The organism is Streptomyces sp. NBC_01351 (assembly GCF_036237315.1).
GTDB lineage: Bacteria > Actinomycetota > Actinomycetes > Streptomycetales > Streptomycetaceae > Streptomyces.
Genome location: NZ_CP108356.1, coordinates 5,741,852 through 5,758,404 on the forward strand (window position 1 = coordinate 5,741,852; position 16,553 = coordinate 5,758,404).

Sequence of the window (16,553 nt, forward strand, 5' to 3'; positions counted from 1 at the left end):
CCTAGGAGGCGTCCGTGAACGTCGGGCGCAGAGCCTCGGCCAGGCGGGCGACGAAGGCCTCCTCCCCGGGGCCGGCCAAGTGCGGGTACTCCGCCTCGAAGTGCTCCCACTCGGCGCCCACGTAGCCGTTGGGGATCAGGTACTCGATGTGTGCGAGCTCCAGTTCCGCGTTGGGGTAGGGCCATTCCCCGGCCTCCCGGAACACCTCCTGCACCAGGGCGTTGGGCAGGTGGTAGCGCTCCGCGAGCAGCACCGCGTCGTACAGGTCCTTGCCCTGCGGATGCCGGTCGCTGATCAGCCACAGCACCTTCCACGCCAGGGACAGGGCGGGCGTCGCCGCGAGCACCGTCGCCCCGCAGGACAGCTCGACCCGCTCGGGGGGCTCCGCGAGCTTCTCGTTGAAGACGAAGTCCAGTTGCACCTGCCCGTCCGGCAGTCCCGGCGCGGACCACGGCAGGATCATCCGGCGTCCGGGCACCCGGTCGTACGTCCAGATGTCCTCGCACACCGCCCCCGAGGCTTTGATCCCCGCCCGCCCGTCGGCCGCCGCCGCGATGCCCTCCAGCATCCTGGTGGTCCGCCCGTCCTCCATCGCCCAGGTCTGCGGCACGACGACGAAGTCGAGGTCGCCCGGCTCCCTGGCCGCCGCCCCGAACCGGTCCGCCAGGAGCACGCTTCCGCGCAGCACCAGCGAGTCCACCCATTCGGACTCGGAGAGCGCCAGCAGCACGGCGTCCATCGCGGCCCGCCGTGCCCGCGCCCAGGCGACCGTGCGAGCCGGGTCGTCGAAGACCGGGTCACCGGCCCGGTAGGCCTGGAAGTTGTGCCGAAGGGACGGGTCGAAGACCGCCCGCTGCCGCACGTCGTCACCGGCCACCGGGCGCAGCGTGAGCGGCAGGTGCCGCGCCGCCCGCGTCGCGTCGTCCAGCGGCTCCTGCGGCAGATGCGTACTCCGCATGCCGAATTCCGACCACGAACTCATCTCGTCCGCTCCTCGATCCACCCGTCGTCCACCGACAGGTCGCTGTCGTACAACACGAACTCCCGCTCCTCCGAGCGGATCTCGTACCCGGCCGAGCCCAGCGCGGCGGCCAGCGCATCGCACGCCGCCCCGGCCTCCGCCGCCGTACCCCGCCACCGCTGCGTCACGAACCGCTCGTGCGACCCGCCCCCCGGCAGCATCCGGCGCGCGTTCCACGACAGGTGGGCCCCGTGCGGGACCACCAGGGACTCCAGCGCCGCGTGGTCGTACGCGGCGGGCAGCCGCAGCTTCAGGTGGTGCTCGAAGTAGCCGCCGCCCGGGCCCGGGCGGTCCGTTGTCCAGGGGGCCGTCTCCACCTTGATCCGTACCGGGTCGAAGCCTGCCGCCCGCAGCTCGGGCACCAGCCGCTCGTGCCCCGTGCGGTCCCGTAGGGTCAGCATCGGCTGCGACACCATCCGGCCCCGGGCCAGCAGGATGTGCGTCACCTTCAACTCCCGTGCCCCCGCCCACGCGTCGAGGCGGGCCAGCTCCTCCGCGTCCGGGCAGCGCACCGTCACGTGGGTCTCGTACTCGGACATGGAGCCGATCTTCTCGGACATGCGTCCGATCCGCATCGGGATAACCGCCCGGGGGTAACCATCGGTCACGCGCCGGACTCAGAAAGTGCTCGCACGCCCCTCGTGGCCGTGATGTGTCGTACCCCACACTGAAGTTCGGTGCCCCCGTCCTCGGAGCCCTGGAGGTCGCCCCCGTGCAGACCCGGACCCTGACCGTGAACGAGAGCGAGTCCTCGGAGGTCGAAGCCGTGGACGAAGAGCCCGAAGCCGAATCGGAAGCCGAAGCCGAAGGTGAAGGCGATTCCGAACCCGGGCCCGAGGTGCTGGAGCTGATCGAGCAACCGGTGCCCGCGCAGCGCAGGCGCAGCAGCAGCGGGGACCGTGCGGGAAGCAGCGGAGCGGGGCCGTCCGCCGATCTGTTCCGCCAGTACCTGCGTGAGATAGGCAGGATCCCGCTGCTCACCGCCGCCGAGGAGGTCGACCTCGCGCGGCGCGTCGAAGCGGGTCTGTTCGCCGAGGAGAAGCTCGGCAGCACCCCCGACCTCGACTCCCAACTCGCCGTCGACCTCGACAAGCTCGTCGTCATGGGCCGGATGGCCAAGCGCCGGCTCATCGAGTCGAACCTGCGGCTCGTGGTCTCCGTCGCGAAGCGGTACGTGGGCCGCGGGCTCACCATGCTCGACCTCGTCCAGGAGGGGAACCTCGGGCTCATCCGGGCCGTCGAGAAGTTCGACTACGCCCGCGGGTACAAGTTCTCCACGTACGCCACCTGGTGGATCCGGCAGGCGATGTCCCGGGCCCTCGCCGACCAGGCCCGGACCATCCGCGTGCCCGTCCACGTCGTGGAGCTGATCAACCGCGTCGTCCGCGTACAGCGCCGCATGCTCCAGGAGCGCGGTTACGAGCCCACGGCCGAAGAGGTCGCCGTTCAGCTGGAGTTGACCCCCGAGCGGGTCATGGAAGTGCTCCGCCTCGCCCAGGAGCCGGTCTCCCTGCACGCACCGGTCGGCGAGGAGGACGACGTCGCGCTCGGCGACCTCATCGAGGACGGCGACGCCGCGTCCCCCGTGGAGTCCGCCGCGTTCTTCCTGCTGCGCGAGCACCTGGAAGCGGTGCTGTCGACGCTGGGGGAGCGGGAGCGCAAGGTGGTTCAGCTCCGGTACGGGCTGGCCGACGGCCGGCCGCGCACCCTGGAGGAGATCGGCCGGATCTTCGGCGTGACCCGCGAGCGGATCCGCCAGATCGAGTCCAAGACCCTCAACAAGCTGCGGGACCACGCCTTCGCCGACCAGCTCAGGGGATACCTGGACTGAGTGGGGCGGACCGGACCGGTGGGTCAGGCGCTTCGGAGCGCCTTGAGCGGGTCCGTACGGGCGGCGCGCAGGGCCGGGTAGAGGCCCGCCAGCAGGCCGACGACGGTGCCGATCAGTGGAGCCGGCAGGGTGGCGGCGGGCTGGAGGACGGCGGTCCAGTCCCGGGCGGCGGCGACGGCGACCACGGTGACCACGCCCAGGCTGGTGCCGATCAGGCCGCCCAGGGTGCCGAGCGCGGTGGACTCGGTGAGGAACTGGGTGGCGATGTGGCCGGTCCGTGCCCCGAGCGAGCGCCGCAGGCCGATCTCCTCGGTCCGCTCCAGCACGGCCACCAGGGTGGTGTTGGCGATGCCGACCGCGCCCACCAGCAGACAGATCCCGGCCAGGGCCAGGAACAGGCCGGTCAGGTCGGAGGTCACCTTGTCCTGGAGGCTGTGCGGATCGGGCGGCTCCACGACCGTGAAGGCGTCCGGCGCGTCCGGCCGCAGGGCGGGCTGGATCTGCGCGGCCACCACCGAGGCGGCGCCGATCCTGGTGGAGACCAGGGCCTGGGCCGCGCGGTCCGGCTCGGTGCCGGGGTTCCCGAACCGCTCCAGCGCCGTACTGGCGGGGATGACCATGCCGAGCAGCGCACCGGACTGGCGCTGCACGTCCGAGTAGATGCCGATCACCGTGTACGGGACGGAGTCGATGAACACGGCGGGCTGGGCGTCCAGGCGGCTCACGCCGAGGCGCTTGGCGGCGGCCTGGCTCAGCAGCACCACCGGCTGGGCGGTCTGCTGGACGAAGGGGTCCATGCCGACCCCGGCGACGAGGGTCGGCTCCATCGCGGCGACCGCGCCCGGGGTGGCGGCGAAGAGGGTCAGGCCGGTGCCCTGGTTCTCGCCGCCGGGGCGGCTGGACACCGCCGGGGCCGCGGGGACCGGCCACCAGACGCCGCCGGCCCGGACGCCGTCGATCGCGGCGAGCCGGCGGTCGGTGTCCTCGGGGAAGTTGCTCGGCGGATTGCCGCCCGGGGCGACACCGTCGGTCCGGGGCCGGTCGTTCACGTTGACGGTGGTGGCCTTGGTCAGGCTGAACTGTTCGCCGATCTGGCCGGACGCGGTGGCGGTGAGGCCGAGCACGGCGACGAACGCGCCGATGCCCAGCACCGTACCCAGCATGGTCAGCACCGACCGGCCGGGGCGTTGCAACACCCCCGAGAGAGCCTCGGAGAGCAGGTCCCCCAGGCCGAGGCGGGAGGCCGGATCGGGCAGCACGCTGCGGGCGCGGGCCATCAGGGGGCCACCTCGGCTCCGGCTGAGGTATGGGCCCCGGTCCCGGCTGAAGCCCCGGTGTCGGCCGAAGCCCCCGTCTCGCTGAGCACCCCGTCGCGGATGGCTACCCGGCGGCCGGCCCGGGCGGCGACGGCCGGGTCGTGGGTGATCACCACCAGGGTGAACCCCTGCGCGTGCAGCTCGTCGAACTGGGCCAGTACGGCCTCGGCGTTGGCCGAGTCCAGGTTGCCGGTCGGCTCGTCGCAGAGCAGCAGGCTCGGCCGGTTGACCAGGGCCCGGGCGATCGCGACGCGCTGGCGCTCGCCGCCCGACATGGTGCCGGGCAGTGCGTCGGTGCGGTGGCCGAGGCCGACCTGCCGCAGCGCCGCCAGGGCGGCGGCCCGGCGGGTGCGGGCCGGGGCACGGTTGTAGATCTGGGCGAGCACCACGTTCTCCTCGGCGGTGCGGTGCGCAAGGAGGTGGAAGGACTGGAAGACGAACCCGATCCGGCGCCCGCGCAGGGTCGAGCGGTCCCGGTCGTGGAGCGCGCCGGTGTCGATGCCGTCGAGCTCGTAGCGGCCCGCGGTGGGGGTGTCGAGCAAGCCCAGCAGGTAGAGCAGGGTGGACTTGCCGGAGCCGGAGGGCCCGGTGATGGCCAGGTACTCGCCCCGGCGGACGGTCAGGTCGGACGGGTGCAGTGCGACCACGGGCGGCTTGCCGGGGTGGGTGCGGCCCACGCCGGAAAGGGCGATCACGGGCGGCTCGGTGACCGGCGGCCCGGTGACGGGCGGCTCGCTGCCCGCCGGGCCCGCATCGGGTGGCGAGGTGGTCACTTGCCGACCACCACCTGGTCACCGGGCCGGAGTTCGGAGCCGGCGGCCGGCGTGACGGCGACCATGCCGTCGGCGGTCACGCCGGTGGTCACCGGCACGGTGGTCCGGGCGCCGCCGGCGCCCACCTTGGTGACGGACGTCTGGCCCGCAGCGTTGGTCGAGATCGCGGCCACCGGGACGGTCGTGACGGGGGTGTCGGACTTGTCCTTGAGGACGGTGAGGCGGAGGTTCCTGCCGTTCAGGGCGGCCGGCAGCGGAGCGCTCGGCGTGATCGCGACGGGAATGTAACTCGTCGCTCCCGGCTGGCCACCCGGCTGCGCCGCGCCGCCGCCCCCACCGCCCGGCACGCCGCCCGATGCACCGCCGCCCGACGCGGCGCCGCCTGTGCCGCCCGTCCCGGCCCCGCCACCCGTCCCGGCGCCCCCGCCGGCCGCCGGTGGGGCCGCGCCGCCCAGGGTGATGACCCGCCCGGCGGGCGGTGTGGTGGTGGGCGCGCCGACACTCGCGACCGTGCCGGTCAGCACGGTGTTGGTGTCCTCGACGAGTACCTCCACGGCCATGCCCGGCTTGATCCCCGACGCCTGGTTCGGCGTCAGCTGGCCGGTGACGTTCAGCCCTCCGCTGGTGAGGGACAGGAGCGTGCCGGACACCGGTTCGCCGACCGCGCCGTTCACCGCGGTGACCGAGGCCGGCAGCACCGGCAGGAACAGGACGTGGGCGGCCGGCACCATCGGCCCGTGCACCGCCCGGGCCTTGGCGAGTGCGGCCTGGTCGTCGGCCAGTTGCTTCTTCGCGGCGTCGGTCTGCTTGCGGGCGTCGCCGGACGCGGGCGGGCCCGGACGGACGAGGGCGTCGAGCGCCTGCCGGCTGCCGTCCACCGCCTTCTGCGCGGCGTCGACGGCCTGCTGGGTGGTGGCGCCCGTGGTCGGCGCCGGATACCCCAGAGCGCGGTAGAACCCGGTCACGGCCTGAGCCGTACCGGGGCCGAAGACCCCCTTCTCGTCGGACCGCGACGAGTGGCCCAGCCCGGCCAGCGCCGCCTGGAGTTCCGCGACGTCGGGACCGGTGCTGCCGGGCTTGATGTCCCGGTACGCGGGCACCGGCCCGGGCAGCGCGAACAGCGGCTGTCCGGACACCTCGGCGAGCAGCCGGCCCGGCCGGACGGTGTCACCCGCCTTCACCTCCAGCCGGGAGACGTACAACTGGGTGACGTCGGCGGAGGCCGGGGACGGAACCACGTTGTACTGGGCCGGCGGATACACCACGGCCCGGGCCGACACCGACCGGTTCAGGACCTGGCTGGTGACCGGAGCGGTGAGCAGACTGTTGGCGGGTGGCGCCGCCTGCGCGGCTCTTTCGGCGGGGGACTTGACCAGGGTGGCGGCCCCCAGACCGCCGACCGCGACGAGGGCCGCCCCGCCCGCAACGAGGCCCAGTACCCGTCGGCGGCCTGCGGCACGCGAACGGGCCGGCGGGGAAGTGTTGTCGCCGTCGGTCTCGACGGCCGTGCTCCCAAGTTTCAACAAGGCTGTCTCCACGTGGACTTCACTCCACAAGAGTGTCGCCACCCGGCCGTCGGACGGACGTAAGCGAGCATGCGGGCCGCGACGACCGTCACCCCGTCTGGCCGCCGGCGGTGATCTGGGCGGCCTTGCGGACGAGGTCGTCGATCTGCTGCCGGTACGCGGTGAGTTTGGTGGAGTTGTCCTCGACGTACTTCTTGCCGTAGGCGGTCTGTACGGCGACGACGACGCCCACGGTGTTGTTGGCGATCTTGCATTCGACGTCCGCGGTGGCGGTGGCGATCTCGTCGGGGCCGGCCGGACCGGTGCTCCCCGCCTGGGCCGAGGCAGCCCATTTCGGGTCGGTCACCGCGGCGATCGGGTCCTTGTACTCGAACCCCTTGCCCTTCATGCACTCCGACCACTTGGCGTAGGCCTCGACGATCCGCGGATCGCCGGCCGGAATCTTGGGCCCGCCGTCGGGGAGCGCCGCGTCGCTGATGATGAGCTGGTCGGCCTTGAGGGTGTCGCGGCCCTTCTGGCCGCATCCGCCGGGCGGTACCGGCTTGCCGTCGAGGGTGGGCACGGGCTGTTGTGTGGTCGGGTCGTTCCCGCTCATCGCGATTTCCTCGGCCGCGGTGGGCGGCGTGCCCCCCGCACCGTTTCCGGCCGCACCCTGGTCGGCCATGCCCGAACCGCGGTCGTACCCGTGGGTCTTGGCCTTCTCCACGTCGAAGTAGCCGTAGAGCATGCTGCGGGTCAGCCGCTCCTTCGGTGCGTCGTCCAGCCCTAGGGTGAGGGTCGGGCGCGCGGTGAGTCCGAAACCGCGCATGCACTCGGCCGTCACCGCGTCCTGGGCCTGCGTCACCTGCTTGATCTGCGCCGTCGTCACCATGTAGGCGTCGGTCGGCAGGGTGATCTGGCCGGGATCGGTGATCGTCGGCGTCGCGCCGAGGCTGGGGACCGCCGTAGTCCCTTGCCCGTCGCCGCCGCCGCACGCGGTCGCGGCCAGGGCGATGATGCCGGTGACGAATAACAGGGAGCGGCGTCCCATGCCTGTTGCCTCTTTCCGGTGCGCGTGGCGGGTCTGGCTGCCCGAGGGCCGGTGGGTGGGCACCGTACGGAACGGTGCCCACCATGAGGTCGCCGGAATCAGCGGCCCGTGATCGAGATCCAGTCGACCCGGACCCTCGGGCTGAATCCGATGGACTTCCAGGAGCTGTAATACGTGCGGTACGACGAACCGTTGGTGCTCTTCCAGATGAACGACCCGCTGTTGTTGCCGGTGTCCACCTGGTACACGTTGTAGATCGCGACGCTGATCGAGCCGTTGTTGGCGAAGCAGACCTTCGGCGGAGAGTTCCAGAGAGTGAAGAAGTCGCTGCGGGCGTTGCAGGTGGCCGTGTCGACGCGGTTGATGGCGGCTGCCGGGCCGGCGGCCACCACGGTTCCGGCGAACGCGGCGCTCGTGGCGAGGGCCAGGGCCGCAACGTGTTTGCGGAATGCCATGATGTGAGTGCTCCTCTGGTCGTGCCACTGAGTGGCTGAAGACTGAGCGGTGGTGCGACGGAGCGGTGAAACGCGTGGGCCTCGCCCTGCACGGCGGGGCCAACGTGTGCGCAACGCAAGGTGGTTCGCACGGCACAGATCCTTGCCCGGGAGCGCCGGAGTGACCAGGAACTTGGGCCGGAACTTCTGGGGCGGCAGATCGCCACTGGTCCCAAATGTCTCGTAGTTCGAGATCGTGAGACTGCTTCATCCGCAATTGTGTCGATTTCGCAAATGATTCACATCACACACATCGTGAGTGACCTGTGACTTACCTATGGTGAAATCCGACCTAGTCGCATCCGGGGGGATATGGGGATGGAAGAGCGTCGGGAGTTATTCGGAGGGCTGCTGCGCGGGGCGCGCGAGCGAGTGGGCCTGACCCAGGAAGTACTGGCCGAACGGTCGGGACTCAGCGCGCGGGCGATCGGGAACCTGGAGCGCGGGCGCGCGAAACCGCGAGCGGACTCGTTACGGCGGATCGTGCAGGCGCTGGGAGGCGCGCAGCGTGACGGGGCCGCGCTGGTGGCGGCGGCCGGGCTGCCGGTGCCGGCGGCGGTGGCGGAGATCCAGCAGGTCGAGCCGGTGGAGGAACCGGCCGGGCCGCGCCGGTTGAACGACACCGAGGCGCTGGTGCTGTTCGAGCTGCTGGGCGGGGTGGACACCGAGAGCTGGGACCCGGACGTACGGGCGACCCTGTTGCGGGCCTGCTCCGGTTCGCCGGCGGCGGTGCGCCTGGCCGGGGTGGTGCTGGCGACCGTACCGGAGCTGCCGCTGGAGGACCTGGCGCGGCGACTGGACGGCCTCCAGCCGGCGTGAGCCGGCGGGTGGGGACGGCCGGAGCCGCCCCCACCCGCCGACCGAACCGGCCCGGTCGGCCTACCAGGCCCGGCCGACCTACCAGGGCCGGCCGCCGGCCCACCCGGCCCACCCGGGCGTTCTGCCTAGTCGACCTCGGCCACCGCCTGCGCGAACTGCGCCGCGTACAGCCGCGCGTACGCGCCGCCCGAGGCCAACAGCTCCTCGTGCGTGCCCTGTTCCACGATCGAGCCGCTCTCCATCACCAGGATCACGTCCGCGTCGCGGATCGTGGACAGCCGGTGCGCGATCACGAAGGACGTACGGCCGTGCGCGAGCCGTGCCATCGCCTTCTGGATCAGCACCTCGGTACGGGTGTCGACCGAGCTCGTCGCCTCGTCCAGGACCAGGATCACCGGGTCCGACAGGAACGCCCGGGCGATGGTGATCAGCTGCTTCTCGCCCGCGCTGACGCCCGCGCCCTCGTCGTCCAGCACGGTGTCGTAGCCGTCCGGCAGCGTGCGGACGAAGCGGTCGGCGTGGGCCGCCCGCGCCGCCTCCTCGATCTCGGCGCGCGTCACCTCGCGCGAAGCCCCGTAGGCGATGTTCTCCGCGATCGTGCCGCCGAACAGCCAGGTGTCCTGGAGCACCATGCCGATGGAGCCGCGCAGTTCCTCGCGGGTCATCTTCGCGATGTCCACGCCGTCCAGGCCGATCTCCCCGCCCGTGACCTCGTAGAACCGCATCAGCAGGTTGACGAGGGTGGTCTTGCCGGCGCCCGTCGGGCCGACGATCGCGACCGTGTGCCCCGGCTCGACCGTCAGCGAAAGGTTCTCGATCAGCGGCTTGTCCGGCTCGTAGCGGAAGGCCACCTTGTCGAGGGTGACCTGCCCGCGCAGCACCTCCGGACGCTCCGGAACCTCCGCGTCCGGCTCCTGCTCCTCCGTGTCCAGCAGCTCGTATACCCGCTCCGCCGAGGCGACGCCGGACTGCACGAGGTTCGCCATCGACGCGACCTGCGACAGCGGCATCGAGAACTGCCGCGAGTACTGGATGAAGGCCTGCACGTCACCGATCGACAGGGTGCCCGAGGCCACCTTCAGACCGCCGACGACCGCGACCAGCACGTAGTTGATGTTCGATATGAAGAACATCACCGGCTGCATGAACCCGCTGACCAACTGCGCCTTGAACGTGGCCCGGTACAGCGCCTCGTTGTGCTCGGCGAAGACCGCCGCGGATTCCTTGTGCCGGCCGAAGACCTTGACCAGGTTGTGCCCCGAGTACATCTCCTCGATGTGGGCGTTGAGCGCGCCGGTCGTCTTCCACTGCGCGACGAACTGAGGCTGCGACTTCTTGCCGATCTTCGCCGCGACGAACACCGAGACCGGTACGGTCACCAGCGCGACCAGCGCCAGCAGCGGCGAGATCCAGAACATCATCGCGAGCACGCCGACGATGGTCAGCAGCGAGTTCAGCAGCTGCCCCATCGTCTGCTGGAGCGTCTGCCCGATGTTGTCGATGTCGTTCGTGGCCCGGCTGAGCACCTCGCCGCGCTTCTGCTGGTCGAAGTACGAGAGCGGCAGCCGCGACAGCTTCGCCTGGAGCTCCTCGCGCATCCGGTACACGGTGCCGTTCATGACGTGGTTCGACAGCCGCGTCGCCACCAGCATCAGCAGACCGGCCAGGACGAAGACCACCAGCGCCCAGATCGCCACGACCCCGACCGCGCCGAAGTCGATGCCCTTGCCCGGGGTGAAGTCGGTGCCGGACAGCATGTCCGCCATCCCGCCCTCGCCCTTGGCGCGCATCCCGTCCAGCGCCTGCTGCTTGCTGATGCCGGCCGGCAGCTCGCGGCCGACGATCCCCGCGAACACCAGGTCGGTGGCCTCGCCGAGGATCTTCGGGCCGACCACCGCGCAGCCGACGCTGCCGACGACGGCCGCGACCATGCCCCACAGCTTGGCCCGGTCCTGCGCGAGCTGGCCCAGCAGCCGCTTGCCCGATCCCTTGAAATCCAGGGTCCGCTGGGCCGGCCCCATCATCATCCGTCCTCCGGGCCCGCTCATGCGGCCTCCGCCTCCGTCAGCTGGGAGAGCACGATCTCCCGGTAGGTCTCATTGCCGGCCATCAGCTCGTGGTGGCGCCCCTCGCCCACGACCTCGCCCTCGTCGAGCACGATGATCCGGTCGGCGTCACGGATCGTGGAGACCCGCTGGGCGACGATGACCACGGTCGCGTCCTCGGTCTCGCGGGCGAGCGCCGCGCGCAGCGCCGCGTCCGTCGCGTAGTCCAGGGCCGAGAAGGAGTCGTCGAACAGATAGATCTCCGGCCGCTGCACGAGCGTCCGGGCGATGGCCAGGCGCTGGCGCTGGCCGCCGGAGACATTGGTGCCGCCCTGGGTGACGGGGGCTTCGAGCCCGCCCTCCAGCGCGGACACGAAGTCCTTGGCCTGCGCCACTTCCAGGGCGTGCCAGAGCTCTTCGTCGGTCGCGTCGGGGCGCCCGTAACGGAGGTTGGAAGCGACCGTTCCGGAGAAGAGGTACGGCTTCTGCGGGACCATGCCGACCGTCCTGGCCAGCAGCTCCGGGTCGAGCCGGCGCACGTCCTCCCCGTCGACCAGTACGTCGCCGCCGGTCGCGTCGAACAGTCGCGGTACCAGACCCAGCAGCGTGGACTTGCCGCTTCCGGTGGAGCCGATCACGGCGGTGGTCTCGCCGGGGCGCGCCACCAGGCTCACCCCGCGCAGCACGGGGGCCTCGGCGCCCGGGTAGCGGAAGTCGGCACCGCGCAGCTCCAGCAGCCCGTGGCGGGAGAGCTCGCGCACCGGGTCCGCGGGCGGGACCACGCTGGAGTGGGTGTCCAGGACCTCCTGGACGCGCTCGGCACAGACCTCGGCGCGCGGCACCATCATGAACATGAAGGTGGCCATCATCACGGCCATGACGATCTGCATCAGGTAGGCGAGGAAGGCCGTCAGCTGGCCGATCTCCATGTCGCCGCTGTCGATGCGCATCGCACCGAACCAGATGACGGCGACGCTGGAGATGTTCACGACCAGGATCACGGTCGGGAACATGTACGCCAGCAGCTTGCCCGCGGCCAGCGAGACACCGGTCAGGTCCGCGTTGGCGTCGCGGAAACGGTCCTTCTCGTAGTCGTCGCGGACGAAGGCCCGGATCACCCGGTTACCGGTGATCTGCTCGCGCAGCACCCGGTTCACGGTGTCGAGCCGGTCCTGCATCTGCCGGAACAGCGGCCGCGTCTTGAAGACGATCGCGCCGACCGAGAGGCCGAGCACGGGGACCACGGCGAGCAGCACGCCCGACAGCTGCACGTCGAGCGAGAGCGCCATGAAGATGCCGCCGACGCACATGATCGGCGCCGAGACCATCAGCGTGAAGGTCATCAGCACCAGCATCTGGATCTGCTGGACGTCGTTCGTCGTACGGGTGATCAGCGACGGAGCGCCGAACTGGCCGAGCTCCCGCGCGGAGAAGCTCTGCACCCGGTCGAAGACGGCCCCGCGGATGTCGCGGCCGACGGCGGCCGCGGTACGGGCGCCGTAGTACACGGCCCCGGCGTTGCAGACGAGCTGGACGAGCGAGACGCCGAGCATCAGTGCGCCGAAGCGCAGGATGTAGCCGGTGTCCCCGTTGACGACACCGTTGTCGATGATGTCCGCGTTGAGCGTGGGCAGGTAGAGGCTCGCGCTGGTCTGCAGCAGTTGCAGCAGCACCAGCGCGGCGATGGGTTTCTTGTACGGACGGAGGTGGGTCCGCAGAAGTCGTATGAGCACGCGCAGGCTCCGGTCGGCATGATCGAGGGGGTTCACCCCATCTTGGGCCAATCGGCCCCACGATCCCCAACGTATTTCGCAAAGCCCGGTCAAAAGGCGTAGGCAGGCCTGCGCCCCCGGACCTGGACCTACCTCCGCGGCGCCCTAGAACGCGCCGGGGTGGATCTGGTCCCGCGTCGCCACGTACTGCTGGCGCACCGCCTGCCCGGCCGACAGGTCCTCGCCCGGCTCGAACACCTGCGCCGTCGCGGCCGGCCAGACCGGCGGGGTGTGCGGGGCGAGCGTGCCCTGCGCCACGCCGAGCGTCCACGCCGCCTGCCGCGCCGCGCCCAGCGCCGCGTAGTCCGCCGGCGCCGGTACGACGACCTGCGTCCCGAACAGCCCCGGCGCCGCGGCCTGTACGGCGGGCAGCTCCGCCGCCGCGCCCAGCAGGAACACCCGGCGGATCTCGGCCCCGCGCGAACGCAGCACGTCCAGTGCGTCCACGAGCCCGCACAGCATGCCCTCGAAGGCGGCCCGGGCCAAGTGCTCCGGCTTCATGGAGTCCCGGCGCAGCCCGGACAGGGTCCCGGCGGTGTGCGGCAGGTTCGGCGTCCGCTCACCCTCCAGATAGGGGAGCAGTACGAGTCCGTGAGCGCCCGGGGTCGACTTCAGCGCGAGCTCGCTCAGCCCCTCCAGATCGGTGCCCAGCAGCTCGGCGGTGCCGCGCAGGGCCCGTACGGCGTTGGAGGTGTTCACCACGGGCAGGTGCATGCCGGTGGCGTCGGCGAGCGAGGTGATCAGCCCGCCCGGCTCCGACAGGGCCTCGTGGTGCACCGCCATCACCGAACCGGAGGCACCGAGCGAGACCACGGCGTCGCCGGGGCCGAGCCCCAGCCCGAGCGCGGCGGCCATCGTCTCGCCGGTGCCGGCCGAGATGAGCAGCCCCTCGGGCGTGGTCCCGGCGGCCTCGGCGGGGCCGAGCACCTCGGGCAGCAGCGCCCGGTGGCCGAGCGCCAGCTCGACCAGGTCGGGCCGCCAGGATCCGGTCGCCGCCGACCAGTAGCCGGTACCGGAGGCGCCGCCCCGGTCGGTGGTCCGCCGGGCGGGCCGGCCCAGCAGCTGCCACACCAGCCAGTCGTGCGGGGACATCAGCACGGCCACCCGGCGGGCGGCCTCGGGCTCGGTGCGGGCCAGCCAGGCCAGCTTCGCGACGGGCTGCGCCGCGTGCGGGACCGAGCCCACCGCCTCGGTCCAGGCCTGCCGGCCGCCGAGCGCGTCGGTGAGGTCGGCGGCCGCGACCTGGCCGCGCTTGTCGTTGCCGACCAGGGCGGCGCGTACGAGGTTGCCCTGCGAGTCGAGCGGGAGCAGCCCGTGCTGCTGGGCGGAGACCCCGATGGCCTGGACCCCTTCGAGGAGCCCGCCGCCCGCGGCCTCGCCGAGGGAGAGCAGCCAGGCCTGGGGGTCGGTCTCGTGGGGGTTGCCGCCGTCGGGTTCGCCCGTGGGCTGCGGATGGGGCGCGTAGCCCTGGCGCAGCACGGCACCCGTGTCGGTGTCACAGACGACGATGCGAGTGAAGGCTGAAGAGCTGTCCAGCCCGGCGACTATCCCCATGCGGAGAATTCTGCCGCACATATGACCGGTCCTGACCTCTGCGGAGTACCCGGAACCTCACAGGTCCCGGGAACCTCACGCGTACCGCACCGATCTCAGGTGTTGCTGGTGCCCCAGTCGTCCTCGAAGCCACCGCCGCCGACCCGGTCGCGCAGCCCGCGCACCCGCAGGGCCAGCGAGTCCGGCACGGCGTCGCCGACCTTCTCGCTCACCGCGGCGAAGGCCTTCCCGGCGTAGACGCGGCCGGTCTGCCCGGCGGTCTCGGCGGCGTTGCGCACCGCCGGGTTCTGCGCGAACTCCCGAGCGGACTTCTTGAGCTGCTCGTACCGCTCGCGCCCGGCCCGGGTCCCGAGCACGTAACCGAGGGCCAGTCCGACCGCGAACGTGACCTTGTACCGCATGCCTGTCACCCTTCGTCGTGTGGTGCCCGGCCTGCTGTCGATACCGATTGGCGGAGCACCCCCCTGCTTGCGCTAATCTATGACTCGCAACGGGCGCTCGCCCCCCGGCAAGGCCGGAGGTGGGCCGTTCGATGCACCGCAGCAATCCCCTGTAGCTCAATTGGCAGAGCAGCCGACTGTTAATCGGCAGGTTACTGGTTCGAGTCCAGTCGGGGGAGCGCGGTCCCCTGTAGCTCAATTGGCAGAGCAGCCGACTGTTAATCGGCAGGTTACTGGTTCGAGTCCAGTCGGGGGAGCAGGTAAGAAAAGGAGAGGGCCCCCGGCGGGTCCTCTTCTTTTTTGCCTCGTTCTGGAACCGGGCAGCCCTCAGGACGGTCTCTCTGAACAGGCCAAGCCGATCATGCGAGGCATCCGAGGCAGGAGATCGTATGAGCGGCTATGCTGCGGCAGACGGCGCGCACACATGTACGCGCCACGCCGTGAAGGGGCGGTAGCTCAGCCGGTTAGAGCAGCGGACTCATAATCCGTCGGCCGTGGGTTCGAGTCCCACCCGCCCCACTGCGAGCCGCAGGTGCAGAAACGATCGCACCTGCGGCTTTGGCGTGTTCTGGGGGTTGACGGGGAGGGCTTGGGGCCGCCCCCGGCCGGGTGTGCGTCAGAAGTTCTCCGTTTCGTCCGTGAGATGGCGCAGTACGTCGCCCAGGTCCTGGCGGCGCGCGAAGGCCGCGCGTTGGCGGTGGGCGCCCGAGCCGTCGCGCAGCAGGGACGCCAGGGTCTTGGCCGCGTGGTCGAGGTCGCCGGCGGCGGCCAGTTCCGGGGCGACCAGGTCGAGCAGGGCCTCCGCCAGATCGGCCGCCGGGAGCTCCGTGCCCGTGTACGGGTCCAGGCCGAAGCCCTCCAGTCCGTCGTGGGCCGCCCGCCAGCGCGCCAGGCGCAGTACGTCGTCCCGTACGGGTGGATCAGGGCGCTGCTCGGCGACCTCCCGCATGGCCGTCGCCACCAGGGCGCGGGCCAGCTCGGCCTGCAGGACGGCCCCGTCGATGTCCGGGGACATGTCGGGCGCCCGGAATTCGAGCGTCGGCCAGTTCCCCGAGGGGCGGAGGTCCCAATAGACCATCTTCGTGTCCAGGGCCGCCCCGGAGCCGAGCAGGGTCTGCACCGAGCGCCGGAAGTGGGCCGTGGACGTGAAGTGCGGGGGCGGGCCCGCCGAGGGCCAGCCCGACCAGGCCATGGCCCGCCAGCTGGCGTGACCCGTGTCACGGCCGCCCCAGAACGGCGAGTTGGCGGCCAGCGCGATCAGCGTCGGCAGCCAGGGTCTGACCCGGTTGGACACCGCGACGGCCGTGTCCACGTCGAGCGTGCCGATGTGGATGTGGCGGCCGCAGCTGACCAGCGTGTCGGTGAGCGCGCCGAAGCGGCGGTGCTGCTCGCGCTGGCGCGGCTCGTCGTCGGTCAGGTGCAGCGGCCCCTCCACGGCCACGACCGGCGAGGGCGCGGCCAGCAGCCGGCAGCCGTGGGCGCGGGCCGCGCGGCCGAGGGTGCGCCGCAGCGCGGCGAGCTCCGCGCGCAGCGAATCGGTCGAATGGGCGATCGGGGTGGAGATCTCCACCTGGTAGCGGGTGCCCTCGGCGTGCAGTTCGCCGGGCAGCCCGCCGGCCGTGGCCAGGACGAGCGGGGCGGCCGGGACCACCCGGAAGGTACGGGCGTCGACGAGGAGGAACTCCTCCTCGACTCCGACGGTGAGGGGGACGGTGGTGCGCACCGTGTTCCGCGCGGTGCCGGTGCTCGTGGTGCTGTTGCCAGGTTCGATCACTACGCCTCCCTGGACATACGAGTCTTTTCATCATGAGCTGAACGAGAGGTGAGTAGCGCACGACGATTCGGTCAAATGTCCGGTGATAGTGGCGAGTTACCGGCAAGATTGCGCCCGCGACGGAACCCCGGAGCCGGGTGGGGCGACTGTTGCCGGTG

Annotated in this window: 14 protein-coding genes and 3 tRNA genes; 5 read left to right on the plus strand and 12 right to left on the minus strand. The window is 71.6% G+C overall.

Annotated elements, in window-relative coordinates; translation table 11 throughout:
- Position 1: 1 nt before the first annotated feature.
- Positions 2–982, minus strand: coding sequence for a nucleotidyl transferase AbiEii/AbiGii toxin family protein (locus OG625_RS26400; protein WP_443067776.1), 981 nt, complete (start codon positions 980–982; stop codon positions 2–4).
- The gene (locus OG625_RS26405) at positions 979–1,581 is read right to left on the minus strand and encodes a hypothetical protein (RefSeq protein WP_329385923.1); all 603 of its coding nucleotides are present in this window, start codon (positions 1,579–1,581) and stop codon (positions 979–981) included. The genes OG625_RS26400 and OG625_RS26405 overlap by 4 nt, the downstream gene beginning before the upstream one ends.
- A gap of 92 nt (positions 1,582–1,673) precedes the next feature.
- Here OG625_RS26405 and OG625_RS26410 point away from each other — a divergent pair, with 92 nt between their 5' ends.
- Complete coding sequence (locus OG625_RS26410) at positions 1,674–2,852, plus strand: RNA polymerase sigma factor (protein WP_329385925.1); 1,179 nt, start codon at positions 1,674–1,676, stop codon at positions 2,850–2,852.
- 23 nt (positions 2,853–2,875) lie between these two features.
- On the opposite strand, the gene OG625_RS26415 is transcribed toward OG625_RS26410, so the two are convergent.
- The 5 genes from OG625_RS26415 to OG625_RS26435 all read right to left on the minus strand — a co-directional run bounded on the left by OG625_RS26415 (position 2,876) and on the right by OG625_RS26435 (position 7,952).
- Entirely contained in the window at positions 2,876–4,129 is a 1,254-nt protein-coding gene (locus tag OG625_RS26415) for an ABC transporter permease (RefSeq protein WP_329385927.1), read from the minus strand.
- Complete coding sequence (locus OG625_RS26420; protein WP_443067777.1) at positions 4,129–4,941, minus strand: ABC transporter ATP-binding protein; 813 nt, start codon at positions 4,939–4,941, stop codon at positions 4,129–4,131. Before OG625_RS26420 ends, OG625_RS26415 begins: the two co-directional genes overlap by 1 nt.
- A complete protein-coding gene (locus OG625_RS26425) occupies positions 4,938–6,467 on the minus strand; it encodes a peptidoglycan-binding protein (protein ID WP_329385928.1) in 1,530 nt (509 codons plus the stop codon). The genes OG625_RS26420 and OG625_RS26425 overlap by 4 nt, the downstream gene beginning before the upstream one ends.
- 88 nt (positions 6,468–6,555) lie before the next feature.
- Positions 6,556–7,497: a hypothetical protein gene (locus tag OG625_RS26430; RefSeq protein ID WP_329385930.1), complete on the minus strand. Its 942-nt coding sequence runs from the start codon at positions 7,495–7,497 to the stop codon at positions 6,556–6,558.
- A gap of 98 nt (positions 7,498–7,595) precedes the next feature.
- Complete coding sequence (locus OG625_RS26435) at positions 7,596–7,952, minus strand: beta/gamma crystallin domain-containing protein (protein WP_329385932.1); 357 nt, start codon at positions 7,950–7,952, stop codon at positions 7,596–7,598.
- Positions 7,953–8,309: 357 nt separating this feature from the next.
- Here OG625_RS26435 and OG625_RS26440 point away from each other — a divergent pair, with 357 nt between their 5' ends.
- Positions 8,310–8,810 (plus strand): helix-turn-helix domain-containing protein, encoded by a 501-nt coding sequence (locus OG625_RS26440; RefSeq protein WP_329385936.1) that lies wholly within the window; start codon positions 8,310–8,312, stop codon positions 8,808–8,810.
- Positions 8,811–8,935: 125 nt separating this feature from the next.
- Here OG625_RS26440 and OG625_RS26445 read toward each other — a convergent pair whose 3' ends face one another.
- From OG625_RS26445 to OG625_RS26460, 4 genes are all read right to left on the minus strand, one after another.
- Complete coding sequence (locus OG625_RS26445; RefSeq protein WP_329385938.1) at positions 8,936–10,858, minus strand: ABC transporter ATP-binding protein; 1,923 nt, start codon at positions 10,856–10,858, stop codon at positions 8,936–8,938.
- Complete coding sequence (locus OG625_RS26450; RefSeq protein ID WP_329385940.1) at positions 10,855–12,588, minus strand: ABC transporter ATP-binding protein; 1,734 nt, start codon at positions 12,586–12,588, stop codon at positions 10,855–10,857. The genes OG625_RS26445 and OG625_RS26450 overlap by 4 nt, the downstream gene beginning before the upstream one ends.
- Before the next feature lie 144 nt (positions 12,589–12,732).
- The gene (locus OG625_RS26455; protein WP_329385942.1) at positions 12,733–14,181 is read right to left on the minus strand and encodes an FGGY family carbohydrate kinase; all 1,449 of its coding nucleotides are present in this window, start codon (positions 14,179–14,181) and stop codon (positions 12,733–12,735) included.
- Positions 14,182–14,276: 95 nt separating this feature from the next.
- Positions 14,277–14,582: a YtxH domain-containing protein gene (locus OG625_RS26460; protein ID WP_329385944.1), complete on the minus strand. Its 306-nt coding sequence runs from the start codon at positions 14,580–14,582 to the stop codon at positions 14,277–14,279.
- Between the two features lie 145 nt (positions 14,583–14,727).
- On the opposite strand from OG625_RS26460, the gene OG625_RS26465 reads away from it, so the two are divergent.
- The 3 genes from OG625_RS26465 (at position 14,728) to OG625_RS26475 (ending at position 15,140) form a co-directional block, all read left to right on the plus strand.
- Positions 14,728–14,800 (plus strand) — tRNA-Asn (locus tag OG625_RS26465).
- Between the two features lie 5 nt (positions 14,801–14,805).
- Positions 14,806–14,878: transfer RNA gene (locus OG625_RS26470), tRNA-Asn, on the plus strand.
- Positions 14,879–15,066: 188 nt separating this feature from the next.
- Positions 15,067–15,140: transfer RNA gene (locus tag OG625_RS26475), tRNA-Ile, on the plus strand.
- Between the two features lie 97 nt (positions 15,141–15,237).
- Here the strand turns inward: OG625_RS26475 and OG625_RS26480 are convergent.
- Entirely contained in the window at positions 15,238–16,395 is a 1,158-nt protein-coding gene (locus OG625_RS26480; protein WP_329385947.1) for a carboxylate-amine ligase, read from the minus strand.
- Between the last annotated feature and the right edge of the window lie 158 nt (positions 16,396–16,553).

What these genes read in the sequence shown, in the direction of transcription:
- OG625_RS26400 (WP_443067776.1), bottom strand. Translation starts at nt 982, where the DNA reads ATGAGTTCGTGGTCGGAATTCGGCATGCGGAGTACGCATCTGCCGCAG.
- OG625_RS26405 (WP_329385923.1), bottom strand. Translation starts at nt 1,581, where the DNA reads ATGTCCGAGAAGATCGGCTCCATGTCCGAGTACGAGACCCACGTGACG.
- OG625_RS26415 (WP_329385927.1), bottom strand. Translation starts at nt 4,129, where the DNA reads ATGGCCCGCGCCCGCAGCGTGCTGCCCGATCCGGCCTCCCGCCTCGGC.
- OG625_RS26430 (WP_329385930.1), bottom strand. Translation starts at nt 7,497, where the DNA reads ATGGGACGCCGCTCCCTGTTATTCGTCACCGGCATCATCGCCCTGGCC.
- OG625_RS26435 (WP_329385932.1), bottom strand. Translation starts at nt 7,952, where the DNA reads ATGGCATTCCGCAAACACGTTGCGGCCCTGGCCCTCGCCACGAGCGCC.
- OG625_RS26440 (WP_329385936.1), top strand. Translation starts at nt 8,310, where the DNA reads ATGGAAGAGCGTCGGGAGTTATTCGGAGGGCTGCTGCGCGGGGCGCGC.
- OG625_RS26445 (WP_329385938.1), bottom strand. Translation starts at nt 10,858, where the DNA reads ATGAGCGGGCCCGGAGGACGGATGATGATGGGGCCGGCCCAGCGGACC.
- OG625_RS26455 (WP_329385942.1), bottom strand. Translation starts at nt 14,181, where the DNA reads ATGGGGATAGTCGCCGGGCTGGACAGCTCTTCAGCCTTCACTCGCATC.
- OG625_RS26460 (WP_329385944.1), bottom strand. Translation starts at nt 14,582, where the DNA reads ATGCGGTACAAGGTCACGTTCGCGGTCGGACTGGCCCTCGGTTACGTG.